This is a genomic window from Sphingopyxis sp. GC21 (assembly GCF_025727575.1).
Lineage (GTDB): Bacteria > Pseudomonadota > Alphaproteobacteria > Sphingomonadales > Sphingomonadaceae > Sphingopyxis > Sphingopyxis terrae_A.
In genome coordinates this window covers 1,886,390-1,909,737 of sequence record NZ_CP095845.1, presented here as the reverse complement: position 1 = coordinate 1,909,737, position 23,348 = coordinate 1,886,390, and the positions used below count along the sequence as shown (strand labels likewise).

The window sequence follows — 23,348 nt, the reverse complement described above, 5'->3', positions numbered from 1 at the left end:
GTCCGCATGGCCGCTCGCTCTGGAAACCGCAATGATTTGCTGGCATGGCACGCGGCATGAGCAATTCCATCGCCGCCGTCATCCTTGCCGCGGGCAAGGGCACCCGCATGAAGTCCGATCTCCACAAGGTGCTGCACCCCATTGCCGGGCGGCCGATGCTGATGCATCTGATGGCCGCGGTCGACGCGCTGGCGCCCGCGAAGAAGGTCGTCGTCGTCGGCGACAAGGCCGACCAGATCGAGGCGGCACTCGCGGGCAGCGCGGCGCTGGCGGTGCAGGAGCCGCAGCTCGGCACGGGGCACGCGGTGCAGCAGGCGCAAGATGCGCTTGCGGGCTTCACCGGCGATGTGTTGATCCTTTATGGCGATGTGCCTTTTGTGCCCAGCGCGACAATGCAGGCAATGGTCGACCGTCTGAACGCTGCCGATGCGCCCGCAGTCGTCGTCCTCGCGTTCGAGCCTGATGATGCGCTGCAATATGGCCGCGTGATCACCGATGGCGATCGCGTCGTGAAAATGGTCGAGCACAAGGACGCGAGCGAGGCCGAACGCGCGGTACGCCTCTGCAATTCGGGACTGATGGCGGCAAAGGCGGCCGATCTATTCGCGCTGCTCGCACGCGTAACCGACGACAACGCGGCGAAGGAATATTATCTCGTCGATATCGTAAATATCGCCAATGCCGACGGTCGGCACTGCGCCGTGGTCAGGACAGACGCTGCCGACGTCGCGGGGATCAACAGCCGCGCCGAACTCGCCGCTGCCGAGGCGCAGTGGCAGGCGTTCAAGCGCGAGGAGGCGATGGCGGGCGGCGCGTCACTGCGTGCGCCCGAAACCGTCTGGTTCAGCTGGGACACCGAAATCGGCCGCGACGTGACGGTCGAGCCCAATATCGTCTTCGGCCCCGGCGTCCGCGTCGCCGACGGCGCGACGATCCGCGCCTTCAGCCATATCGAGGGCGCGAGTATCGGCGCGGGGTGCGAGGTCGGCCCCTATGCCCGGCTGCGCCCCGGCGCGGTGCTGGAAGACAAGGCGAAGGTCGGCAATTTCGTCGAGGTGAAAAAGGCGGTGCTCGGCAGGGGCGCGAAGGCGAACCACCTCAGCTATATCGGCGATGCGACGGTGGGGGCGGGCGCTAACATCGGCGCGGGCACAATCACCTGCAATTATGACGGCTATTTCAAATATCAGACGGTGATCGGCGAACGCGCCTTCATCGGGTCGAACAGCGCGCTGGTCGCGCCGGTGAAGATCGGCGCCGACGCGATCGTCGCGGCGGGCAGCACCGTGACGCGCGACGTGATGGATGGCGAGCTGCGCATTGTCCGCGCCGAACAGTCGGTAAAGCCCGGCTGGGCCGACCGCTTCCACGACGCGATGCGCAAGAAGAAGGCGGCGGAGAAAAAGGCATGAGCGACCGTTACGAAGACAAGCCCTTCCTGCGCTATGTCGACGCCTGGGTGCTCGACGCGATCGGGCATCTCGACGAGCCGACGCGCAGCTATTGTGCGGCGATGGAACCGACGCTGCGCCACAGCCTGGGCCTTGCCGGAAGCTGGCAGGAGATGGTTGCGCAGCAGATGAAATTCGCGCCCGACCTTGCGGCGCAGATCCGCAAGATTTGGGACGACGGCCGCGTCAAATTCGCTGCCGCGCACGGCCGCCCTGCCGATCCGGTGCAATTTGCAATGACCTTCGTCGACCGCAATTTCGGGCGCGCGTGAGGATTGACATGATATCATGATATGATATCAGTATATCAATGACGCGGATACTTGCCGACCTGCCCGATGAGGACATCAAGTGGCTCGACCAGCTTGCGACCGAGCAGGGCAAGTCGCGCGCGTCGATTCTCCGCGATGTCGTGGCCACCTATAAGGCGCAATCGCACGATGCCGGTTCGAAGCATTGGCTCGATCAGGCCTTCGGCGCATGGAATGATCGGGATGACATCGGCGACGCCGTTGAATGGCAGCGTCGCGAGCGGGCATCCTGGACTCGTCCGTGGGACGATGATTATGAGGAAGTGAAGGCTGAATTCCCAGATTTGTTCGACGAGGATGATGGCCGGGAGCGTCAGCGTTACCTTGAAATGAAGGCGCCCCGAAAGTCGGGCAAGAAGCCTTCGCGCAAGCAGAAGAAAAAGTGAGCGGCTACTCATTCGACAGCAACATCCTGATCGATGCGCTGACCGGGGACCGGATTGCGCATGCGGAAATTGCGCGCGTCGACCGTCCCTGGATCAGCCGGATCACATGGATCGAGGTGTTGTCGAAAGAGCCCGGCGGCACGCTCAAGATCATCGAAAATTTTCTGGGCGGCTTTTCGATCGATGAAGTCGATACGCGCATCGCGGCACATGCGGCTGCTTTGCGCAGGGAGCGTCCGCGCCTGAAGCTTGCCGATGCCATGATCCTGGCGTCGGCGCAGGTTAATCATCGCATCCTCGTGACCCGAAATGTCAAGGATTTCCCAGCAAATATGCCGGGTATTCGCGTCCCTCAAATTCGCTAAGCAGAAAGAATCCCCATGTGCGGAATTATCGGAATTATCGGCCAGGCCCAAGTGGCGGATCGCCTCGTCGACGGGCTGAGGCGCATGGAATATCGCGGTTATGACTCGGCGGGGGTGTGCACGGTCGAGGATGGCCAGCTGATCCGCCGCCGCGCCGAGGGGAAGCTTAATAATCTCGTCAAGGAACTGGCGGGCCATCCGGCGCCCGGCACCGTCGGGATCGCGCACACGCGCTGGGCGACCCACGGCGCCCCGACGACGAGCAATGCGCACCCGCACGCGACGCAGGAAGTCGCGCTCGTCCACAACGGGATCATCGAGAATTTCAAGTCGCTGCGCGAGGCGCTGCAGGCGCGCGGCCGGGTGTTCGAAAGCGAAACCGACACCGAAGTCGTCGCGCACCTCGTTTCGGAACAGGTCGAGGCGGGCAAGTCGCCGCAGGAGGCGGTGCAGGCGGTGCTGCCGCAGCTTCGCGGCGCCTTCGCGCTCGCGATCGCGTTTCGCCAGCATCCCGACCTGCTGATCGGCGCGCGCCTCGGCTCGCCCCTTGTCGTCGGCTATGGCGAAGGCGAGACCTATCTCGGTTCGGACGCGCTCGCACTCGCGCCGCTCACGCAGAAGATTTCCTATCTCGAAGAGGGCGACTGGGTCGTCATCACGAAGGGCGGCGCGCAGATCCACGACGCCGACAACAATCCGGTGACGCGCGAGATCACGACGTCGGGCGTCACCGCCGCGGCAGTCGAAAAAGGCAATTACCGCCACTTCATGCAGAAGGAGATTTTCGAGCAGCCGACCGTCGTCGCGCAGACGCTCTCCTCCTACATCCGCCCGCTCGAACAGACGGTGGCGCTGCCGCAGATGGATTTCGACCTGTCGGCGATCGACCGCATCACCATCGTCGCGTGCGGTACCAGCTATTATGCCGGCATGGTCGCCAAATATTGGTTCGAGACCTTTGCCCGGGTTCCGGTCGACATCGATGTCGCGAGCGAGTTCCGCTACCGCGATCCGGTGCTGCAACCGGGCGGGCTCGCGCTCTTCATCTCGCAGTCGGGCGAGACCGCCGACACGCTCGCCGCGCTGCGCCACTGCAAGGCCAACGGCCAGACGATCGCGGTGGTCGTCAACGTGCCGACGAGCAGCATGGCGCGCGAGGCCGACCTGCTTCTCCCGACGCACGCCGGGCCGGAAATCGGCGTCGCGTCGACCAAGGCCTTCACCTGTCAGCTCGCGGTGCTCGCGGCGCTCGCCGCGCACCTCGCGCTCAAGAAGGGCAAGCTCAGCGAGGCTGACGAGCGCGAGATCGTAAAGCATCTGATCGAAGCGCCCGCCGCATTGAATGCGGCGCTCGCGCATGACGAGGAAATCGCAGCGATGGCGCATCTGATCGCCCCGGCGCGCGACGTCCTCTATCTGGGGCGCGGCCCCGACTATCCGCTGGCGCTCGAAGGGGCGCTGAAGCTCAAGGAAATCAGCTATATTCACGCCGAAGGCTATGCGTCGGGCGAGATGAAGCACGGCCCGATCGCACTGATCGACGAGGCGGTTCCGGTGATCGTCCTCGCGCCCAGCGGGCCGCTTTTCGAAAAGACCGTCAGCAATATGCAGGAAGTGATGGCGCGCGGCGGGAAGGTCGTACTGATTTCGGATGCGGAAGGCCTCGCCGAAGCCGGCGACGGCTGCATGGCGACGATCGAGATGCCCAAGGTCCACCCGCTGATCGCGCCCTTGGTCTATGCGGTGCCGGTACAACTGCTGGCCTATCATGTGGCGGTGGCGAAGGGGACCGACGTCGACCAGCCGCGCAATCTGGCGAAATCGGTGACGGTGGAGTGACCTGGAACACGACCTGCCATTGCGGCGCCGTCTCGGTGCGTCTTGCCAAGGCGCCCGAAGAGGTGGCCGAGTGCAATTGCTCGCTCTGCCTTTCGCACGGCATCCTCTGGGCCTATTATTCGCCGAAGGACGTCGCGATCGGGGGCAAAACGCGGACCTATAATCGCGCCGACCGGGCGAACCCCAATTCGGATCTGCATTTCTGTACGACCTGCGGCTGTTCGACGCATTGGTCGGCGACCGCAGGGTTGATCGAGCGGATGGGCGGCGCGGTCGATCTGATGGGGGTCAACATGCGGCTGTTCGCGCCCGACCGGCTCAGCGGGTTGAAGCTCGTCTATCCCGACGGGCGCGGCTGGTCGGGCGAGGGGGCGTGGGGCTATGCGCGCGAAGCCGCGGTGATGCCCTGAGTCCGGTGGTTCACTCCGCCGCGTTCGCTTGCGCCAGGATCGACGCCGCAATGTCGTCGATCTTGCCGGCGACCAGAAGCGGCGCACCGCCGACCATACCGACCTGCGTCTGGCCATTTTCATAGTCGCGAAGCCAGGCGACATTTTCGGCAACGAGGAGATAGTCGCCGCCGCGCGATTTCAGGGTAATGAATTTCATGACTGTGTCTCCTGACCCCGGCCGCTCTATCGGTGAAGTATGAAGATAATGAGTTTCGCGTAATGCCCACCGCCATCATTTTCGATTTCGACGGCGTCATCGCCGACAGCGAGGTGCGCGCCAACACGACGCTTGCCGAAAGCCTGACCGCGATCGGCCTGCCGACGAGCTATGACGAGTGTCTGCGCGACTATTACGGCCATAATTGGCAGGAGACGCAGCGGCGGATCGAGGTGCGGCTCGGCGGGCCGCTGCCACCTGATTTTCGCGAGCAGCACCGGGCGCGGGCGCGCGAGCGCTTTGCCGAGGGCTTTGCGCCGGTGCCGGGCGCGCCCGAGTTTCTGGCGACGCTGGGCGACCGGCCGCGCGCGATCGCCTCGTCGAGCAGCCCTGCCTATATCGCCATGTCGCTCGACCGCTTCGGGCTTGCGCATCATTTCGGCCGGCACGTCTACAGCGCCGACGGCTGGGATCGCGGCAAGCCGCATCCCGACATCTATCTGGCGGCGGCGAAGGGTATCGGCGCCGCTCCCGCCGCCTGTCTGGCGATCGAGGATTCGCCGACGGGCGCGCAGGCGGCGCTTGCCGCGGGGATGACAGTCGTCGGCTTTTGCGGCGCCGGGCATATCGTCGATCGCGGCGCGCATGGCGCGATGCTGCGCGCCGTTGGCGTCCACCATGTTGCGGAGGACTTCGCCACGCTGCACCGCCTGCCGATTGCAGCCACCGCATAAATTGCTGTCCTGCAAGGGAAAGGCCGGTTAGGCTGCGGGTAACCCGGCGATCCGTCCGCGCGAACCCTGATCGCGCGTGACGAGCGGCGGTTTCCTGCCGTTTCTCACGGCCCACCCCACCCGAGGAGAGATGCGATGTGCGATGAATTTACCGAAGCCGACCTTGACCGTGCCGGTCTGCCCGTGCGGCGCCGCGACTTCGGCGCGCTGATGGGCGTCGGGGCGGTGGCGGCAATGCTGCCCGCAGCGGCCTGTGCGGCTGGGACGATCAAGGGGCGCGACGTCACGATCACGACCGACGACGGCACCGTCGACGCCTATTTCGTCGCGCCCGGCGAGGGCAAGCATCCCGGTGTGCTGATGTGGCCCGACATTCGCGGGCTGCGCCCCGCCTTTCGCCAGATGGCTGACCGGCTTGCCGGGGCGGGCTATTCCGTGCTGTGCGTCAACCCCTTCTATCGCTGGGCGAAGGCGCCGGTGGTCTATGCAGGACATGATTTCGACGATCCCGGCGTGCGCGAGACGCTGTTCGGCTATCTCAAGCAACTGAACCGCGCGCTCGTGCAGACCGACGCCAAGGCGCATCTCGCCTTCCTCGATGCGCAGGCGGAGGTCGATACGGCGAAAGGGGTCGGCACCGCGGGCTATTGCATGGGCGGGCCGATGGTCATCTATACCGCGGCGCTGAATCCGGCGCGCGTCAAGGCGGCGGCGAGCTTTCACGGCGCGTCGGTCGCGACCGACAAGCCCGACAGCCCGCATCTGTTGATCCCCGCGAGCGACGCCGGGTATCTCTTTGCGATCGCCGATAATGACGATGCGAAGGACCCTGAAGAAAAGACCCGGCTGAACGCGGTCCTATTGCCGCGCAAGCAGTGGCACGAGGTCGAGGTCTATAAGGGCGCGATGCACGGCTGGTGCCCGCCCGACGGCCGGGCCTATGACGAGGCGGCAGCCGAAAAGGCGTGGGGGCGGATGCTCGAGCTGTTCAAGGCGGCGCTCTGACGCCGCCGATGATGCGATGAGGGTTCATTTCATTCGGTCGGGCGAGCGGCGTTACGCGATGCGGATCGATCGCGCGTCGGCGCCGGCCCTGGTGATGGATCCCGCGCCGGGTTTCGATCCCGACTTGCCGCACGACATGGTGCATTTTGTCGCCTAAGCGCTTCTCGGGTTGAAAGGCGGCGTGTTCGGCCAGATTGGGGCGGGCGGGGATGCCGGGTCCTTTCATATCGGCGCCCCGGAAGGCGCCGATGCCAGGACCCATCGCCGCGCGGCGCGCAAACAGGCAGCGAAGGGTGCAGCGCTGATGAAGGGGCAGGGGCGCGAAGGCGAACTGTCCGAGCTCGCCGCTTTCCTGTTCGACATCGGTTGGCGCAGCCGGACCCGTTCGGACAGCGCGTCGCAGCGCGCGGCGGTGGACGAGGCTGCGCGCGTGCGCACAACGCTCAGCAGCGACGAGCGCGCGCGGATCGACGCTGTCCAAGCCGACGTGTTTGCTGCCTTCGATACGGTGTCGAAGGCATGGCGGGGCTTACGGTGTGGGGAGGCGCTCGTCCTCGAATGGCCGACGCTTCGCCGTGTCGATCACCCCATCGGGTAGAGGATGTCCTTGCCGACGCGGTCGAGCGTCTTCATCAGCGCGGCGTCGAGCACCAGCTCCTTTGCGGCGAGGATCGGTTCGAGCTGGTCGTAGCCGCTGACGCCGACGATGGTCGAGGCGACGAAGTCATGCTGCTTCGACCAGGCGGTCGCCATCGTCACCGGGTCGATGCCGGCCTCGGCGGCGATCGCGAGATAGCGTTCGGTGGCGGCGAGCGACTTGTCGTTGACGAAGCGCCGGCCCATTGCGGCCTGCCGCCCCTCCATCGCCAGATAGCGGGAGAAGCGCGCGCCTTCGGGCGTCGCGCCGCCCTGATACTTGCCCGACAGGACGCCGCCGGCGAGCGGCGAATAGGGGATCAGGCTGACGCCCTCCTGGCGGCAGACCTGCGCCAGCTCGTCCTCGAAGCGGCGGTTGTTGAGGCTGAAATTATTCTGGATCGTGTGATAACGGGCGACCCCCAGCTTTTCCGACGCCGCGAGCGATTTCATGAGGCCCCAGCTCGTCTCGTTCGAGCAGCCGAGGATGCGTACCTTGCCTTCGCGGACCAGCTCGTCGAGCGCGTCCATGATCTCGTCATAGGGCGCGTCATGGTCGGGCCAGTGCGTCTGGTAGAGGTCGACATAGTCGGTCTGCAGTCGCGTCAGGCTTGCTTCGATGGCGGTGCGGATGTTGTGGCGGTCGAGCGCAGTCATGCCGCCGCGGCACGGCGATTTGAACCAGACATGGCTCGGTCCCGAGACCTTGGTCGCGAGGATGATCGCGTCGCGGTTCTTGGTCTTGAGCCAGCGACCGACGATCTCTTCGGTGCGGCCGACCCATTTGATGTCCGGCGGTACCGGATAGCCTTCGGCGGTGTCGTAGAAATTGATCCCCTCGTCGAAGCAGCGGTCGAGGATGCGCAGCGCCTCGGCCTCATCGGTCTGGCTGCCGAAAGTCATCGTGCCCATGCAGATGTCGGTGACGTGGATGGCGCTCTGGCCCAGGCGGCGCGTTTTCATGGGGCGGATCTCCGGTCTCGAGAGGGGTAGCTGGCCCGTGCATAGGTTGCGGATCGCAACCTTGCAATCAGATCAGCAACGCGAGCGATCCGACGAGCAGCACCGCCATCGTCCAGTTGAAGGCGCGCAGCCGTGCGGGCGATGACAGCCAGCCGCGCAGCGAAACGCCCATCACCGCCCACAGGCTGGTCGAGGGCAGGTTGATGACGCCGAAAATCGCGGCGACGAGCAGGACCGCGGCGATATTGCGATCGGGCGCATAGAGCGCGATCGCGGTCAGCGCCATCGACCAGGCCTTGGGATTGACCCACTGGAACAGCACCGCCTGCCCGAAGCTCATCGGTCTGCCGCGCAGGCTGTCGCCGCCGCTCGGCGCGCCGGCGTTGGCCATCTTCCACGCCAGCCACAGCAGATAGGCGACGCTCACGACCTTGAGGATGAGGTTCAACACCGGAAACAGGTCGAACAGGCCCATCAGCCCGACGCCGACGAGGACGATCATGAGCGTGAAGCCGAACCCCACGCCGAGCGCATGCGGCGCGGTGCGGCGCAGTCCGAAATTGGCGCCCGAAGCCATCAGCATCATGTTGTTCGGCCCCGGCGTGATCGACGAGACGAGGGCAAAGGCGGCAAGCGCGGCGAAGGTGGTCTGTTGCATGCCGCGCAACATAAGGGCGAAACTGTCCCGGCGGGTTGCAAATTTTGGCGTCAATGTGATAAGTTTTGCAACTTATGGCTGGACTGGATCAGATTGACCGCAAGATATTGCGCGAACTTGCGAGCGAGGGGCGAATCTCCAACATCGAGCTCGCCGACCGCGTCGGGCTGTCGCCCTCGGCGTGTCTGCGCCGCGTGCAGGAACTCGAGCGCAGCGGGGTCATCAAGGGCTATCGCGCGGTGGTCGATCCGGCGAAGCTGGGGCTGACCTTTCTGGCCTATGTGACCGTCGGCCTGTCGTCGCACACGAAGAAGTCGCAGAGCGATTTCGAAGCGGCGATGGCGCTCGCACCCGAAGTGCGCGAATGCCACAATATTACCGGGACGATCGAATATCTGCTACGCGTCGAGACGCAGGATCTGGCGGCGTACAAGCATTTCCATACCGAAGTGCTCGGCGTGCTGCCGCAGGTCCATTCGATCACCACCTATGTGCTGATGGATTCGCCGAAGGACGAGCGGGCTTGATCGAGGGTAACGCCTTGAACCTCATCGTCCGCCACCGCATATCGGTTTCATGCTGAAACTGTCCTTCCTCGATCTCGTCCCCGTCACCGACACGGGCACGATCGCCCAGTCGCTCGCCAATGCCGCCGATCTTGCCCGCCATGCCGAAGCGCTCGGCTATGCGCGTTACTGGGTGGCCGAGCATCACGGGATGGCGGGGATCGCGAGTGCGGCGACGTCGGTGGTGCTCGCGCATATCGGGCAGGCGACGTCGACCATCCGGATCGGCGCCGGCGGAATCATGCTGCCCAATCATGCGCCGATGGTGATCGCCGAACAATTCGGGACGCTGGAGGCGCTGTTTCCCGGCCGCATCGACCTGGGCCTTGGCCGCGCGCCGGGATCGGACGGCCGCGTCGCGCAGGCGCTGCGCCGCAATCTTGCGAGCGACGAGCGCCAGTTTCCGCAGGATGTGGTCGAATTGCAGGCCTTCCTTGCCGGGGACGACCCGCTGGGTATCCGCGCGGTGCCGGGCGAGGGGACGAATGTGCCGCTGTGGATCCTGGGGTCGAGCCTGTTCGGCGCGCAGCTCGCGGCGATGCTCGGGCTGCCCTATGCCTTTGCCAGTCATTTCGCGCCCGACGCGCTCGACGAGGCGCTCGACATCTATCGCCGCCAGTTCCGGCCCTCGGAGCAGCTGGCCGAGCCCTACGCCGCCGCCGCGTTCAACGTCTTCGCCGCCGACACGCGCGAGGAGGCCGAATTGCTCGCCTCGTCGCAGCAGCAGGCGTTCGTCGCGCTGCGCACCGGCAATCCGGGCAAGATGAAGCCGCCGCTGGCGGGTTACAAGGACAGCCTTCCACCCAATGCGCGCGCGATCCTCGACCATGTGCTGCAATGTTCGGCGGTCGGCACGGTCGACGACATCGCCGCGGGCCTAGAGAGTTTTGCCGCGCGCACCGGCGCCGACGAGGTGATCGTCGCGTCGTCGATGTACGACCATGTCGCGCGCAAGCGCTCGCTCGCCATCGCGATCGAGGCGGCGAAGCGCCTCTGATCAGGCGGGCGGATCGCTCGGTTCGGGACGGAAGCTCAGGCTGGCGAGGCGCCACGCCGCGTCGCCCCCCATCAGGTCGGCGGCGGTCGGCACGTCGGCGGGCGAGGGGCAATCGACCTCGGCATCGATATAGCGGCCCGTTTCGCGCAGCCGCACGCTGACATCGCCATAGCGGGCCTTGAGCGCCGCGATCAGATCCTCGGCATCGTCGGACAGTTCGTTCGAGGCCAGTTTGCGCGGCGTCCCGTCGAGCAGTTCGGCGACCGCCTGATCGAGCGCGCCGATCGCGTCCTTGACGATCGACAGCGCGATGAACAGCGCTGCCGTCGCATCGGCCCACCACCAGCCGAGACCGATGCCGACGATGCCCGCGATGCCCGCCAGCCCGGTCTGCCAATCGGCCTTTTGCATCAGCGCGTCGGTGTGCAGCACCTTGTCCTTGATGCGTTCGGCAACGGGCTGCTTGATCCGGCCGAGGATGATCGGCGGGACGATCGAATAGACCAGCGCCGCGATCATCAGCCAGCCGAGCCAGACCGTGTGGCCGAAGAGGGTGACGCCGCCGACGGTGGGATGTTCGCGGCGGATGAGCGTGGTGATGCTTTCATAGGACAGGAAGGCACCGACCGAGAGCAGCGCGGTTGCCGCGATCAGAAAGGCCAGGCTGTTGCCCCGCCGATAGCCGAAGGGAAAGCGCCGGTTCGGATCGCGGCGTTCCCATCGCGCCGCGAGCAGGAAGACGATCGCGGGCACCAGGCTCAGAAAATCTTCGATCACCGCCGATTTCATCGCCTGGCTGGCGCCCATCGTCAGCCACATCAGCACGATCACGCTGCTCATCCAGAAGAGCGTCCACCATTCGAGCCGTTCGCCGCGCCGGACGTCGGCGGCGATGACGGGATCAATACCGCCGTGGACGGTCATCGCCGCGCCTCTGCGACCATGCGGTCGGTAGCGAGGACGAGGGCATTTTCTCCGTTGCGGCGCGCGATGCGCAGGACGGGCGTGTCGGCATCGTCGGGCTCGCCATGCGTCAGCGGCTTCGACAGCGCGATTTCGGTCTTCCACGGCGAGGCCTTGGCGAAATGGCCGACCACCGCATCGACATCGCCTTCTTCAAGCATGTGGAGGGCGTGCTCGCCATGCGCCTCGACGCGCGCGAGGGTTGCGCCATGCGCCGCAGCGTAGCGACCGAGCAGGGCGAGCGCGGGCGCGGCGTCGGGTGTCGCGGGAAGGACGATGACGCGCATCGTGCCGGTGCGGGAAATGCGTTCGCTGGTGCCGCCGGCATCGCGCGGCATGCCGTCGCATGCGGCGAGCAGCAGGGGCAGCAACAGGAGCGCGGGCATCTTTCGCATCATTGGGCGAACGCGGATCAAAGGGCTTGGTTGCATCGAACAGGACAGGGTCAGGCGCCGTGTTGACGCGCCTCTGGCGGCGGCGGTATAGGGGCGGCCCGTGCAAGGGCGGCCCGCTTTGGGGTCGCCTTTTTACTTTAGGCTTTTTGGAAAGGTGCCCGATATGTCGATCACGCCGCTGATGCCCGTTTACCCCCGGTGCGGTGTGCGTCCGGTGCGAGGCGAGGGCGCCTATCTGATCGGCGAGCGCGGCGAGCGTTATCTCGATTTCGCGAGCGGCATCGCGGTCAACCTCCTCGGTCACGGCCATCCGCATCTGACGAAGGCGATCCAGGATCAGGCGGCGACGCTGATGCATGTGTCGAACCTTTACGGCAGCCCGCAGGGTGAAGCCTTTGCGCAGCGGCTGGTCGACAATACGTTCGCCGATACGGTGTTCTTCACCAATTCGGGCGCCGAGGCGGTCGAATGTGCGATCAAGACCGCGCGCGCCTATCATTCAAGCGCGGGCAATGCGCACAAGCACACGCTCATCACCTTCAACAATGCGTTTCATGGGCGCACGCTCGGCACGATTTCGGCGACCAATCAGGAAAAGCTGCGCAAGGGCTTCGACCCGTTGCTTCCGGGCTTTGCCTATGCGCCCTTCGACGATCTCAACGCCGCGCTCGATCTGGTCGACGACAGCACGGCGGGCTTCCTGCTCGAACCCGTGCAGGGCGAAGGCGGTATCCGCCCGGCGTCGCAACCCTTTCTGCAGGGGCTGCGCGACATCTGCAACGAACGCGACCTGATGCTGGTGTTCGACGAGGTCCAGTGCGGCGTCGCGCGCACCGGATCGCTCTATGCCCATGAACAGTTCGGCGTCGCGCCCGACATCATGGCGACCGCAAAGGGCATCGGCGGCGGCTTCCCGCTCGGCGCCTGCCTTGCCACCGAAAAGGCGGCGCGCGGCATGGTCATCGGCACGCACGGATCGACCTATGGCGGCAATCCGCTGGCGATGGCGGCGGGGCAGGCGGTGTTCGACGTCATCCTGGAGGATGGCTTCATGGATCAGGTCAAGGCGACGGGCGAGCGGCTGCGCGGCGCGCTCGAACAGCTTATCCCCAATCACGATCATCTGTTCGAAAGCATCCGCGGCATGGGCCTGATGCTCGGCATCAAGATGAAGTCCGACAGCCGTGCCTTCGTCGCGCATCTGCGCGACAACCACGGACTGCTGACGGTCGCGGCGGGCGACAATGTCGTGCGCATCCTGCCGCCGCTGAACATCGAACAGGGTCATATCGACGAATGTATCGAGAAACTGTCGGCGGGGGCGGCGAGCTACACGCCGCCGGAAGCATGAGCGCACCCGCGCTGCGGCATTTCCTGAACCTGTCCGACGCGGGCGGGGATGCCATCGCGGCGATGCTTGCCGACGCGATCGACCGCAAGACGGCGCGCGCAGCCTGGCCCAAGGGCCGGGTCGATGCCGACGCGCCGCTTGCGGGCCATGTGCTGGCGATGATCTTCGAGAAGAATTCGACCCGCACGCGCGCGTCGTTCGACATGGCGATCCGCCAGCTCGGCGGCAGCGCGATGGTGATGGAAGCGGGGTCGATGCAGATCGGCCGCGGCGAAACCATCGCCGATACGGCGCGCGTCCTGTCGCGCTATGTCGATGCGATCATGATCCGCACCGATGATCATGCGAAGATCGAGGAGCTGGCCGAACATGCCAGCGTCCCCGTGATCAACGGGCTGACCGACCTGTCGCACCCGTGCCAGATCGTTGCCGACCTGCTGACGATCGTCGAGGGCGGCAAGGCCTTGCCCGGCCTTGAGCTCGCGTGGCTTGGCGATGGCAATAATGTGCTCGCCTCGCTGATCGAGGCGGCGGGGCTGTTCGGCTTCAATGTTCGCGCCGGGGTGCCGCAAGGCTACGACCCCGACATGCGCTTCGTCGAGGCGGCCCGCGCACAGGGCGCGCGCATCGACATCCTGCGCGACGCGGCCGAGGCGGTCGCGGGCGCCGATATCGTCGTCACCGATACCTGGGTGTCGATGGGGCAGGAGCATGCCCACAACAAACTGGCCGCAATGGCGCCCTATCAGGTCGATGAGCGATTGATGGGCAAGGCGAAGGGCGATGCGCTCTTCCTCCACTGCCTGCCCGCTCATCGCGGCGAAGAGGTGGTCGATGCGGTGATCGACGGCGCGCAGTCGCGCGTGTGGGACGAGGCGGAAAACCGCGTCCATGCACAGAAATCGGTTCTTTTGTGGGCGTTGGGGAAATTGTGAGCGAGACGCGCGAAACCTGGTTCGACGAACCCCTGATCTTCACCATCGCCGAGCGGCATGTCCGCGGCCGCTTCGTGCGGCTGGGGCCGGTGCTCAACCGCATCATGGCGGCGCACAGCTATCCGCCGGTGATGGAAAAGCTGCTCGCCGAGGCGCTGGTGCTGACCGTGCTGCTCGGTTCGACGCTCAAGGACGATGAAAGCCAGATGACGCTGCAGGCGCAGACCGGCGGCGGTCCCGTCGATCTGCTCGTCTGCGATTATCGCGCTGGCGAGCTGCGTGGCTATCTGAAGTTCGATGCCGAACGACTGGCCGAGGTCGGCCCCGATCCGACGCTGTTCGGTCTGTTCGGCGAGGGTTTTCTGGCGATCACCTTCGATCAGGCGGTGAGCGGCGAGCGCTGGCAGGGGATCGTCCCGCTCGAAGGATCGTCGATCGCCGATGCCGCCGAACATTATTTCGAGCAGTCCGAGCAGATACCGAGCCTCGTCCGCCTTTGCGCGCGGCACGACGCTGAGCTCGGCTGTGTCGCCGGCGGGCTGCTGCTGCAGCATCTGCCCGACGGCGAGGTCGGGCGCGACCGGATCGAAGCGCGCGCCGATCATCCCGAATGGGACCATGCGCGCACGATTGCGGCGACGCTGAAGGACGAGGAACTGACCGACGCCGCGGCCTCGCTCGAGACGTTGGCGTGGCGGCTGTTCCACGAAGAGGAAGTGCGCGTCGAACCCGGCGTGGCGGTGTCGCGCGGCTGCCGCTGCAACATCGACCATTATGCGCGGGTGCTGGCACAGTTTCCCGAAGCCGAACGGCAGGAAATGGCCGACGAAGAGGGGATCATCCAGGTCGATTGCGCCTTTTGTTCGCGGTTGTTCCCCGTCCCGCTCGCCGAGATCGCGACCCGCCACTGACGCACGGGCCGTCGATGAAGCGAGGCATGCGTGCGCTGAATGGTTGAAATATGCGGGTTCGATGATTAGGTGATGCGCGGGGTCGTTGCCGTTCCACACGGAACGGCCGGTGGACAAGGTGCAAATGACGATCTTCTCTCCCATGTTTCGCATATCGGCGATGGCGCTTGCCCTGACCGGAGCGACGAGCGCGGTGCCTGCGCAGGCGCCGACGCTGGCCATGCTCGACCGGCTGGAAAAGGGCAGTTGGCAGCTGCGCGAGCGCGGCACGGATGCGGTACTCCAGACCGTATGTCTGGGTGACGCGCGCCGCCTGATCCAGGTCTATCATCCGCGCGCGACCTGCTCGCGCTATGTGATCGAGGATACGCCGACATCGGTGACGGTGCATTACACCTGCCCCGGCGCCGGGCATGGCCGCACCACGATCCGCAGCGAAACGAACCGCCTCGTTCAGATCGACACGCAGGGGATCGCCGACGGCAAGCCCTTCTCGCAGGCGATCGAGGCGCGCCGCGCCGGCGGCTGCTGAAACAAACCTTTTGTTAACCATCCTTCGCTAGAAGGGGGATTGCGACACGCCGATGTGTGTCCTTCTCCCTAACGGCATTCATGCCGCACTGGGCCGCTCGTCGAACGACGCGCGGCCCATTTTCTTTGGTGCGCCGCACAAATCGCGGTCTTGCGCGAAGCGCGGCGCGGGCGTATCGCGCCGCGATGCAGGATCTTTCCGGAAAAACGGTGATCGTCCTTCTGTCGGGCGGTCTGGACTCGATGGTTTGCGCAGGACTGGCGCGCGAGGCGGGGGCACGGATCGTTGCACTGACCGTCGATTACAACCAGCGGCACCGCGTCGAGCTGGACTCGGCGGCGCGGATTGCGACGGCGGTGGGCGCGGCCGAGCATATCGTGCTGCCGCTCGATCTGCGGCGCTTCGGCGGGTCGGCGCTGACCGCCGACATCGATGTGCCCAAGGACGGCGTGTGCGAGGATATTCCCGTCACCTATGTTCCCGCGCGCAACCTGATCTTCCTGTCGCTGACGCTCGGCCTCGCCGAAGCGCGGCGGTCGCAGGACATCTTCATCGGCGTCAACGCGCTCGACTATTCAGGCTATCCCGATTGCCGCCCCGAATTCATCGCGGGCTTCCAGCATCTCGCGCAGCTCGCGACGCGCGACGGCGACAAGGGGGTCGATTTTGTGATCCATGCGCCGCTGCAGCATATGACCAAGGCCGACATCGCGGCCGAGGCGGCGCGGCTCGGCATGGATGCGGGGATGAGCTGGTCCTGTTACGACCCGACGCCCGAGGGACTGCATTGCGGCCTGTGTGACAGCTGCCGCCTGCGCCGCAAGGGCTTCGCCGACGCCGGGCTCGCCGACCCGACGCGCTACGCAGTCGAGGCCTGACCCATGACCTATGCGGTCAAGGAAATATTCCTGACGCTGCAGGGCGAGGGGGCGCAGGCCGGACGGCGCGCGGTCTTCTGCCGCTTTGCGGGTTGCAACCTGTGGACGGGGCGCGAGCAGGACCGCGCCAGGGCGATCTGCAAATTCTGCGACACCGATTTCGTCGGCACCGACGGGACGCTGGGCGGCAAATATGCCGATGCTGCGGCGCTGGCGGAGCGGATTGGCGAAACATGGGGGGCGGCGCAAGGGGGCCGCTATGTCGTGCTCACCGGCGGCGAGCCGATGTTGCAGGTCGACGATGCGCTGATCGAGGCGCTGCATGGCGAGGGCTTCACCGTCGCGATCGAAAGCAACGGTACGCTGCCGGTGCCGCGGCTGATCGACTGGATCTGTATCAGTCCCAAGGCAGGCAGCGAACTGGTCCAGACGAGCGGCGACGAACTCAAGCTGGTGTGGCCGCAGCCGGGAAGCGATGTCGAACGGCTCGCAGAACTCGATTTTGCGCATCGGCTGATCCAGCCGCTCGACGATGCCAATGCCGCGGACAATGTCCGGAACTGTATCGATCTGGTGATGCGCGATCCGCGCTGGCGCCTGTCGCTCCAGACGCACAAGACGCTGGGGCTGCGCTGAGCGAAGAGGCTCGCGACCGCCCTACTGGCTGTCGACCTGGGCCTTCTTTGCCGCCGGAGCGGGAACGGCGTCGGGATTGTCGCTCTGATCCGCGGGCGCTGCATCGCTGCTGCTGCTGTCGACGCTTTCGTCGTCGGCCTTGCTGTCGGCCTTTTTCATATTGTCGCTCGGTACGCTCGTGTCGACCGCGGTGCCGTCGCTCGCCGCATTGTCGAGGACGATCATCGAGTCGCTGATCGCGCCGGGTTCGACCTCGACCGCGTCGAGCTTGGTCGTGGTCTTGCTGCCTTCGCTGCCTCCGCAGGCGGCGAGCGACAAGGTGAGGAGCGAGGTGAGGATGATCCGCGTCATGTGCCGGTCCTAATCGCTGGCCGCGAGCTTGTCGAGAAAGGCCGGAAGGGCATCGGCGAGTGCGGCGTCGACCGCGGCGAAATCAGCGGGGCGACCAAGCTCCGCCAGGCTCGTCACCGGAAATTCGGCGATGCCGCATGGTACGATGCCGCCGAAATGCGTCATGTCGGGCGCGACGTTGAGCGAAAAGCCGTGGAGCGTCACCCAGCGCCGGACGCGGACGCCGATCGCGCCGATCTTGGCCTCGCGGCCGTCGCGGTCATCGGTCCAGATGCCGATCCGCCCCTCGGCGCGGCGCGCTTCGACGCCGAGCCGCGCGAGCGCGTCGATCACCCAGCCTTCGAGCGCATGGACATAGGCGCGCACGTCGCGCCCGCGCTGCGCGAGGTCGAGCTGAACATAGCCGACGCGCTGGCCGGGGCCATGATAAGTGTAGCGCCCGCCGCGGCCCGCGTCATAGACCGGAAAGCGCGGGTCGAGCAGCTCAGCGGGGTCGGCGCTGGTCCCGGCGGTATAGAGCGGCGGATGTTCGAGCAGCCAGATGCGCTCGCCCGCCGTGCCTGCACGGATCGCGGCGGCGCGCGCCTCCATATCGACAAGCGCGGCGGGAAAATCGACAAGGCCGGGCGAAACGGTCCATTCGGGAGGCGGGAGCGCGGACATCGCGCGGCTTCTGCCCCGCGCGGGCGCGAAGCGCAAGGGGGCGGCACCCGCACCGAACGGGGCTGGACTTTGGCTGCGAAGCCAGTCAGGTTCAGCGCCAATCCGAAGCGATAAATGACGGGGTATCAATGGCAAAATTCGATATGGGCGCGGCGTGGGACGATGCCATTCAGCTTCTGAAGGCGCACCGCCCGCTCACCGGCACCATCGCGGCGGTTTTCCTTTTCCTGCCGGCGCTTGCGGTGGCCTGGTTCGGCCCGGCGCCGATCGAGCCGCCCGCCGAAGCGACGATCGACCAGCTGACCGCAGCAATGCGGCAGAATATCCTTCAGATGCTGCCGTATCAGATCGGCGTTGCGCTGTTCACCATGTTCGGGACAGTGGCGATCATGCGGCTGTGGCTGTCGCGGTCGAGCACCAGCGTCGGCGAGGCGCTGGGCTTTGCCGCCTCGATGCTGCTCACCATCGTGGCGGTGCAGATATTGACCGGCCTGATGCTGGGCGTCGGCTTTCTGCTGCTCATCATTCCGGGGCTTTATCTGATCGGGCGGCTCGCTTTCGTCGCGCCGCTGGTCGCCGACCGCGCGATCCGCAATCCGGTCGAGGTGATCGCGACGAGCTGGCAGATGACGCGCGGCAATGGCTGGCGCATTTTCCTCTTCCTGTTTCTCGTCACGCTGGTCGTCATCATCGCCGCCTCGCTGGTGGGCGGGCTCGTCGGCATGATCGGCGGCGCGGGCAGCGTCGGCAAGATGCTCGGCGGGTTGGTCGAAGCGGGCTTCGGGCTCGTCGCGACGATGGTCTCGATCGCGATTTCGGCGGCCGCCTATCGGCAGCTGGCGACAACCCAGGCGGGAGATATTTTCGCCTGACCATGTCCAACAGGGGAGAATGGATGTGAATAATATCAGCATCAGTCAGGCCTGGTCCTATGCGACCAGCTTTTTCAGCGGCCGTGCCGCCGAGCATGCCATCGCGCTGATCGGCGTCGGCATCGCGGTGCCGCTGATCCTGCAACTCGCGCTCGGCGGCGGCATGGCCGCCTTCGATCCGGCGCGGATGACGAGCGGGGCAGGGGCTTTCGCCGCGTTCAGCGGTTTTGCGATGCTGCTGGGCCTGGTCAATTACATCCTCCAGACGGGCAGCTATTTTGCTTCGTGGCGGTTGGGCTTTAGCGACGGTCAGGAAAATGTCGGGGGGGCCCTCGGCTATGGGCTGGTCGCCGCGCTGCCCGTGCTGCTTTTCACGGCGGCGATCCTCTTCGTGATCGGCATCATCGGTTTTCTGCTCTTCGGCGGCGCCTTTGCGCCGGCGCTGCTTAGCGGCCGCCAGCCGAGCGAATCGGCGCTGGCAGGGATGGGCTTCGCGATGTTGATCCTCGTGCCGCTGTTCCTGCTGTTCATCGTCTGGCTCGCGGCGCGGCTGTGCTGCACCGGGCCGATCATGGCCGACAAGCGGACCTTCAACGTCCTGACCGGCCTGTCCGAATCGTGGCGGATCACCGGCGCGGCGCAGTGGAAGATCTTTGCCTATTTCATCCTGCTGGGCATCGCCTTCCTGGTGATCGCGATGATCCTTGGCGCGGTGGTCGGCTTTTCGGTTTTTGCGAGCGGCGGGATGCCGGGCGCGGGATCGATGGTCGGCCTGATCGTCGGCAGCATCGTGATGAGCATTCCCGTCGCCTATCTGCAGGTCGGGATTCCGGCGGGCATCTACCGCGCGCTCGGGCCCGTCGATGCGGGCAGCGTATTCGCCTGATCGACGGTCAATATCGCAAGATTCAGGGGCGCCCGCAGCCGACGCGGCGCCCCTTTTTCGTCAGCTCCATTTGGCGAGCGGCGGCAGACTCATCAGGATCGCGTCGATATTGCCGCCGGTCTTGAGCCCGAACAGCGTGCCGCGGTCGTAGACGAGGTTGAATTCGGCGTAGCGACCGCGCCACACCAGTTGCTCCTCGCGCTCGGCTTCGGTGAAGGGCTGGTTCATCCGGCGCCGCACGATCTGAGGGAAGATGTCGAGGAAGGCCTCGCCCACGGCGCGGGTGAACTCGAAATTGCGGTCGAAGCCTGCATCGTCGGCGCATTCGAGATGATCGTAGAAGATCCCTCCGACGCCGCGATGGACGCCGCGATGCGGGATATAGAAATAATCCTCCGCCCATTTCGAATAGCGGGCATAGGCATCGGGACCGAAGGGCGCGCAGGCGGCGCGCAGCCGCGCATGAAAGGCGTCGGTGTCCTCGGCATAGGGGATGGGCGGGTTGAGGTCGGCACCGCCGCCGAACCAGCGCCTAGTCGTCGCGAGAAAGCGGGTGTTCATATGCACCGCCGGAACATGCGGATTGGCCATATGCGCGACGAGGCTGATGCCGGTGGCGAAGAAGCGCGGGTCGCTTTCGGCGCCGTTGATCGACTGGGCGAAATCGGGCGCGAACTCGCCCGCGACGGTCGAAACATTGACCCCGACCTTTTCGAAAACCTGGCCGGTCATCACCCCGCGCACGCCGCCGCCGCCTTCGCCCGCCGCAACACCCTCGGCCTCGCGGTCCCACGGCGTATAGGTAAAGCGCGCGTCGCTGCCCGCCTCGGCCTCGATCGCCTCGAACGCGGCGCAGATCCGGTCGCGCAGCGACTCGAACCAGTCGCGCGCCGCCTGTTGCTGGGGATCGAGCGAAATCATGACGCAAAGCCTTTCGTCTGCCGGAGTGCCTCGGCCAGCGCGATGCCAGCCGCGACCGCGACATTCAAGGACCGAAAGCCCGGCCGCATCGGAATCGCGACCCGCGCCGCCGCGGCGGCATGGACATGCGCGGGGACGCCCGACGACTCCGCGCCGAGCAGCAGCACGTCGCCCTCCTGAAAGACGAAATCGGGCAGGGCGGTCGCGCCCGCGGTGGTCATCAGCACCAGCCGCCCGCCTTCGGCCCGGTTCCAGTCGCCGAAGCCCGCCCAATCGGCGTGGCGCTGCACATTGGCGCGCACGGCATAATCCATTCCGGCGCGGCGCAGTGCCTGGTCGGAAAAAGGAAAGCCGCACGGTTCGATGATGTGCGCGCGCGCGCCGAGACAGGCCGCGGTTCGCAGGATGGTGCCGACGTTACCGGCGATGTCGGGCTGAAACAGGGCGATTTGCATCGCTCCGCCTTAGCTTCGCGCGCTTGCGGAATCGAGAGGGGGCAACATAGCGGTCACAAAGCGGAAATTGCCTGTTGGCAAGGCTGTTGTGTGCGGCTATCAGGCCCGCAATTCCCGGAGGGGCCGCCGGGATTTGCGACGCTTTGCGCGCGTAAAACGGGGTGGCCAGTTTTCCGAGAACCATTGTCAGTTCACCCAGCGCAAGGGCAATCGAATGGCCAGTGAATCCAATCTCAACGCCGGCATCGAGGATGGCGTGCGGCGCCGGGACTTCATCAATATCGCGGCGGTCAGCTTCGCGGGTGTTGGTGCGGCCACCGTCGTTTTGCCGCTGGTGAACCAGATGAATCCGTCAGCGGACGTGCTGGCGCTGTCGTCGACCGAAATCGACATTTCCGCGATCCAGTCGGGTCAGGCGATCAAGACGAGCTGGCGCAAGCAGCCGGTGTTCGTCCGCAACCTGACGCCCGTCGAAATCGCCGAGGCGAAGAAGGTGCCACTGAGCGATCTGCGCGATCCGCAGACGCTCGACGAGCGCACCAAGCCCGGCAAGGAAAACTGGCTGATCACGCTAGGCGTCTGCACCCACTTGGGCTGCGTGCCGCTCGGCGCCGCCGAGGGCGAGCCGCGCGGCGATTATGGTGGCTATTTCTGCCCGTGCCACGGTTCGCACTACGACACCGCGGCGCGTATCCGCAAAGGCCCGGCGCCGAAGAATCTGTTCGTGCCGCCTTATGAATTCAACAGCGACACCGTCGTGACGATCGGCTGAGGAGCGAGATAAGATGAGCTTTCCCTGGGCCAAGAACTATGAACCCCAGCAGCCGCTGATGAAGTGGCTCGACGCGAAGCTGCCGCTGCCGCGTCTCGTCTATAATGCGATCGGGGCCGGCTATCCGGTGCCGCGCAACCTCAACTATTTCTGGAACTTCGGCGTCCTCGCCGGGGCCGCGCTCGCGATTCAGATCATCACCGGCATCGTGCTGGCGATGCATTATGCCGCCAATGCGGGCGTCGCGTTCAACTCGGTCGAGCATATCATGCGCGACGTGAACGCCGGCTGGTTCCTGCGCTACGCGCACATGAACGGCGCGAGCATGTTCTTCATCGTCGTCTATCTGCACATCTTCCGCGGCCTTTATTACGGTTCGTACAAGGCGCCGCGCGAAATGGTGTGGCTGCTCGGCGTCGTGATCTTCCTCCTGATGATGGCGACCGCCTTCATGGGCTATGTCCTTCCCTGGGGCCAGATGAGCTTCTGGGGCGCGCAGGTGATCACCGGCTTCTTCTCGGCGATACCCGCCGTGGGCGAACCGATCCGCGTCTGGCTGCTCGGCGGTTTTGCGCCGGACAACGCCGCGCTCAACCGCTTCTTCTCGCTCCACTATCTGCTGCCCTTCGTGATCGCGGGCGTCATCATCCTGCACATCTGGGCGCTGCATATCCCGGGCTCGTCGAACCCGACCGGTATCGAGGTGAAGGACGAACAGGACACCGTCCCCTTCCATCCCTATTACACCGCGAAGGACGGTTTCGGCCTCGGCGTGTTCCTGATGATCTTCGTCGCGCTGACCTTCTTCAGCCCGAACCTGCTCGGTCACCCGGACAATTATATCCCGGCGAATCCGCTTTCGACGCCGGCGCACATCGTTCCCGAATGGTATTTCTGGCCGTTCTACGCGATTCTGCGCGCCTTCACCTTCAACTTCCTGTGGATCGATGCGAAGCTGTGGGGCGTCATCGCGATGTTCGCGGCGATCGCGCTGCTCTTCTTCCTGCCGTGGCTCGACAGCTCGCCGGTGAAGTCGTCGAACTATCGTCCGCTCAACCGCATCTTCTTCTGGATCCTCGTCGTCGACGTGTTCATCCTGGGCTATTGCGGCAAGAGCCCGGCGGAGCAGCCCTATGTGATCCTCAGCCAGCTGTGCGCGGCCTATTATTTTGCGCACTTCCTGATCATCCTGCCGATCATCTCGCGGATCGAACGGCCGCTTCCGATGCCGAATTCGATCACCGAGGCGGTCCTCGCCAAGAATGCCGACGCGTCGTCGGCCCCGGCAACGGCCTGAGCGCCGGACT

31 protein-coding genes are annotated in these 23,348 nt (G+C 65.5%); 22 read left to right on the top strand and 9 right to left on the bottom strand.

The window, feature by feature from the left end; all coding sequences use genetic code 11:
• The first annotated feature begins 44 nt into the window (after positions 1-44).
• Genes glmU through MU856_RS09095 form a run of 6 tightly spaced genes read left to right on the top strand, consistent with a single transcriptional unit; the run spans position 45 to position 4,762 of the window.
• The gene (gene glmU, locus MU856_RS09120; protein ID WP_263588935.1) at positions 45-1,412 is read left to right on the top strand and encodes a bifunctional UDP-N-acetylglucosamine diphosphorylase/glucosamine-1-phosphate N-acetyltransferase GlmU; all 1,368 of its coding nucleotides are present in this window, start codon (positions 45-47) and stop codon (positions 1,410-1,412) included.
• Complete coding sequence (locus MU856_RS09115) at positions 1,409-1,723, top strand: hypothetical protein (RefSeq protein WP_062902680.1); 315 nt, start codon at positions 1,409-1,411, stop codon at positions 1,721-1,723. Before glmU ends, MU856_RS09115 begins: the two co-directional genes overlap by 4 nt.
• Before the next feature lie 38 nt (positions 1,724-1,761).
• Positions 1,762-2,148, top strand: coding sequence for a ribbon-helix-helix protein, CopG family (locus tag MU856_RS09110; protein ID WP_062902679.1), 387 nt, complete (start codon positions 1,762-1,764; stop codon positions 2,146-2,148).
• The gene (locus tag MU856_RS09105; protein ID WP_062902678.1) at positions 2,145-2,513 is read left to right on the top strand and encodes a type II toxin-antitoxin system VapC family toxin; all 369 of its coding nucleotides are present in this window, start codon (positions 2,145-2,147) and stop codon (positions 2,511-2,513) included. Before MU856_RS09110 ends, MU856_RS09105 begins: the two co-directional genes overlap by 4 nt.
• Before the next feature lie 15 nt (positions 2,514-2,528).
• Positions 2,529-4,352, top strand: a complete 1,824-nt coding sequence (glmS, locus tag MU856_RS09100) for a glutamine--fructose-6-phosphate transaminase (isomerizing) (protein WP_234178626.1) — start codon at positions 2,529-2,531, stop codon at positions 4,350-4,352.
• Positions 4,349-4,762, top strand: coding sequence for a GFA family protein (locus MU856_RS09095; RefSeq protein WP_186402244.1), 414 nt, complete (start codon positions 4,349-4,351; stop codon positions 4,760-4,762). The genes glmS and MU856_RS09095 overlap by 4 nt, the downstream gene beginning before the upstream one ends.
• 10 nt (positions 4,763-4,772) lie before the next feature.
• Here MU856_RS09095 and MU856_RS09090 read toward each other — a convergent pair whose 3' ends face one another.
• Positions 4,773-4,961 (bottom strand): hypothetical protein, encoded by a 189-nt coding sequence (locus MU856_RS09090; protein ID WP_058811798.1) that lies wholly within the window; start codon positions 4,959-4,961, stop codon positions 4,773-4,775.
• A 62-nt stretch (positions 4,962-5,023) separates the two neighbouring features.
• Between MU856_RS09090 and MU856_RS09085 the strand changes: the two genes are divergently transcribed.
• The 4 genes from MU856_RS09085 (at position 5,024) to MU856_RS09070 (ending at position 7,298) form a co-directional block, all read left to right on the top strand.
• Positions 5,024-5,695, top strand: coding sequence for an HAD family hydrolase (locus MU856_RS09085; protein ID WP_186402243.1), 672 nt, complete (start codon positions 5,024-5,026; stop codon positions 5,693-5,695).
• 135 nt (positions 5,696-5,830) lie between these two features.
• Complete coding sequence (locus MU856_RS09080) at positions 5,831-6,700, top strand: dienelactone hydrolase family protein (protein ID WP_186402242.1); 870 nt, start codon at positions 5,831-5,833, stop codon at positions 6,698-6,700.
• A 16-nt stretch (positions 6,701-6,716) separates the two neighbouring features.
• Positions 6,717-6,857, top strand: coding sequence for a hypothetical protein (locus tag MU856_RS09075; protein WP_263588934.1), 141 nt, complete (start codon positions 6,717-6,719; stop codon positions 6,855-6,857).
• Positions 6,858-6,881: 24 nt separating this feature from the next.
• Positions 6,882-7,298 carry a hypothetical protein gene (locus MU856_RS09070; protein WP_263588933.1) on the top strand — a complete coding sequence of 139 codons (417 nt, stop codon included), beginning with the start codon at positions 6,882-6,884 and terminating at the stop codon, positions 7,296-7,298.
• On the opposite strand, the gene MU856_RS09065 is transcribed toward MU856_RS09070, so the two are convergent.
• Positions 7,283-8,299: an aldo/keto reductase gene (locus MU856_RS09065; protein WP_062902672.1), complete on the bottom strand. Its 1,017-nt coding sequence runs from the start codon at positions 8,297-8,299 to the stop codon at positions 7,283-7,285. The two genes, MU856_RS09070 and MU856_RS09065, sit on opposite strands and share 16 nt — an antisense overlap.
• A gap of 67 nt (positions 8,300-8,366) precedes the next feature.
• On the bottom strand, positions 8,367-8,957 hold the full coding sequence (locus MU856_RS09060) for a LysE family translocator (RefSeq protein ID WP_263588932.1): 591 nt from the start codon (positions 8,955-8,957) through the stop codon (positions 8,367-8,369).
• 74 nt (positions 8,958-9,031) lie between these two features.
• Between MU856_RS09060 and MU856_RS09055 the strand changes: the two genes are divergently transcribed.
• Positions 9,032-9,484 (top strand): Lrp/AsnC family transcriptional regulator, encoded by a 453-nt coding sequence (locus MU856_RS09055; protein WP_186402239.1) that lies wholly within the window; start codon positions 9,032-9,034, stop codon positions 9,482-9,484.
• Positions 9,485-9,533: 49 nt separating this feature from the next.
• Entirely contained in the window at positions 9,534-10,520 is a 987-nt protein-coding gene (locus MU856_RS09050; protein WP_263588931.1) for an LLM class flavin-dependent oxidoreductase, read from the top strand.
• Here the strand turns inward: MU856_RS09050 and MU856_RS09045 are convergent, their stop codons facing one another.
• Both MU856_RS09045 and MU856_RS09040 read right to left on the bottom strand, forming a co-directional pair.
• Positions 10,521-11,444, bottom strand: a complete 924-nt coding sequence (locus MU856_RS09045) for a cation diffusion facilitator family transporter (protein WP_263588930.1) — start codon at positions 11,442-11,444, stop codon at positions 10,521-10,523. It lies immediately after the preceding gene.
• Entirely contained in the window at positions 11,441-11,869 is a 429-nt protein-coding gene (locus MU856_RS09040; protein ID WP_186402236.1) for a hypothetical protein, read from the bottom strand. Before MU856_RS09040 ends, MU856_RS09045 begins: the two co-directional genes overlap by 4 nt.
• 172 nt (positions 11,870-12,041) lie before the next feature.
• Here MU856_RS09040 and MU856_RS09035 point away from each other — a divergent pair, with 172 nt between their 5' ends.
• The 6 genes from MU856_RS09035 (at position 12,042) to queE (ending at position 17,121) form a co-directional block, all read left to right on the top strand.
• Entirely contained in the window at positions 12,042-13,229 is a 1,188-nt protein-coding gene (locus tag MU856_RS09035) for an aspartate aminotransferase family protein (RefSeq protein ID WP_062902667.1), read from the top strand.
• On the top strand, positions 13,226-14,164 hold the full coding sequence (argF, locus tag MU856_RS09030) for an ornithine carbamoyltransferase (RefSeq protein WP_217372365.1): 939 nt from the start codon (positions 13,226-13,228) through the stop codon (positions 14,162-14,164). Before MU856_RS09035 ends, argF begins: the two co-directional genes overlap by 4 nt.
• Positions 14,161-15,075, top strand: a complete 915-nt coding sequence (locus tag MU856_RS09025) for an Hsp33 family molecular chaperone HslO (RefSeq protein WP_186402233.1) — start codon at positions 14,161-14,163, stop codon at positions 15,073-15,075. The genes argF and MU856_RS09025 overlap by 4 nt, the downstream gene beginning before the upstream one ends.
• A 142-nt stretch (positions 15,076-15,217) precedes the next feature.
• The gene (locus MU856_RS09020) at positions 15,218-15,607 is read left to right on the top strand and encodes a hypothetical protein (RefSeq protein WP_263588929.1); all 390 of its coding nucleotides are present in this window, start codon (positions 15,218-15,220) and stop codon (positions 15,605-15,607) included.
• A gap of 185 nt (positions 15,608-15,792) precedes the next feature.
• Positions 15,793-16,485: a 7-cyano-7-deazaguanine synthase QueC gene (gene queC / locus MU856_RS09015; protein WP_062903239.1), complete on the top strand. Its 693-nt coding sequence runs from the start codon at positions 15,793-15,795 to the stop codon at positions 16,483-16,485.
• Positions 16,486-16,488: 3 nt separating this feature from the next.
• Positions 16,489-17,121 (top strand): 7-carboxy-7-deazaguanine synthase, encoded by a 633-nt coding sequence (queE, locus tag MU856_RS09010; RefSeq protein WP_234178633.1) that lies wholly within the window; start codon positions 16,489-16,491, stop codon positions 17,119-17,121.
• A 21-nt stretch (positions 17,122-17,142) separates the two neighbouring features.
• Here the strand turns inward: queE and MU856_RS09005 are convergent, their stop codons facing one another.
• Entirely contained in the window at positions 17,143-17,472 is a 330-nt protein-coding gene (locus MU856_RS09005; protein ID WP_263588928.1) for a hypothetical protein, read from the bottom strand.
• 9 nt (positions 17,473-17,481) lie between these two features.
• Positions 17,482-18,135 (bottom strand): lipoyl(octanoyl) transferase LipB, encoded by a 654-nt coding sequence (gene lipB, locus MU856_RS09000; protein WP_263588927.1) that lies wholly within the window; start codon positions 18,133-18,135, stop codon positions 17,482-17,484.
• A 128-nt stretch (positions 18,136-18,263) separates the two neighbouring features.
• Here lipB and MU856_RS08995 point away from each other — a divergent pair, with 128 nt between their 5' ends.
• Both MU856_RS08995 and MU856_RS08990 read left to right on the top strand, forming a co-directional pair.
• On the top strand, positions 18,264-19,007 hold the full coding sequence (locus MU856_RS08995) for a hypothetical protein (RefSeq protein ID WP_234178637.1): 744 nt from the start codon (positions 18,264-18,266) through the stop codon (positions 19,005-19,007).
• A 25-nt stretch (positions 19,008-19,032) separates the two neighbouring features.
• Positions 19,033-19,893, top strand: coding sequence for a hypothetical protein (locus tag MU856_RS08990; protein WP_186402231.1), 861 nt, complete (start codon positions 19,033-19,035; stop codon positions 19,891-19,893).
• 60 nt (positions 19,894-19,953) lie between these two features.
• Here MU856_RS08990 and hemF read toward each other — a convergent pair whose 3' ends face one another.
• Together hemF and MU856_RS08980 are read right to left on the bottom strand one after the other, a co-directional pair.
• Positions 19,954-20,814: an oxygen-dependent coproporphyrinogen oxidase gene (gene hemF / locus MU856_RS08985; protein WP_263588926.1), complete on the bottom strand. Its 861-nt coding sequence runs from the start codon at positions 20,812-20,814 to the stop codon at positions 19,954-19,956.
• Positions 20,811-21,269 (bottom strand): tRNA (cytidine(34)-2'-O)-methyltransferase, encoded by a 459-nt coding sequence (locus MU856_RS08980; protein ID WP_062902659.1) that lies wholly within the window; start codon positions 21,267-21,269, stop codon positions 20,811-20,813. The genes hemF and MU856_RS08980 overlap by 4 nt, the downstream gene beginning before the upstream one ends.
• Before the next feature lie 214 nt (positions 21,270-21,483).
• Between MU856_RS08980 and petA the strand changes: the two genes are divergently transcribed.
• Together petA and MU856_RS08970 are read left to right on the top strand one after the other, a co-directional pair.
• Positions 21,484-22,041, top strand: coding sequence for a ubiquinol-cytochrome c reductase iron-sulfur subunit (gene petA, locus MU856_RS08975; protein WP_003050479.1), 558 nt, complete (start codon positions 21,484-21,486; stop codon positions 22,039-22,041).
• A 13-nt stretch (positions 22,042-22,054) separates the two neighbouring features.
• Positions 22,055-23,338: a cytochrome b gene (locus tag MU856_RS08970; protein ID WP_062902658.1), complete on the top strand. Its 1,284-nt coding sequence runs from the start codon at positions 22,055-22,057 to the stop codon at positions 23,336-23,338.
• Positions 23,339-23,348 lie beyond the last annotated feature (10 nt).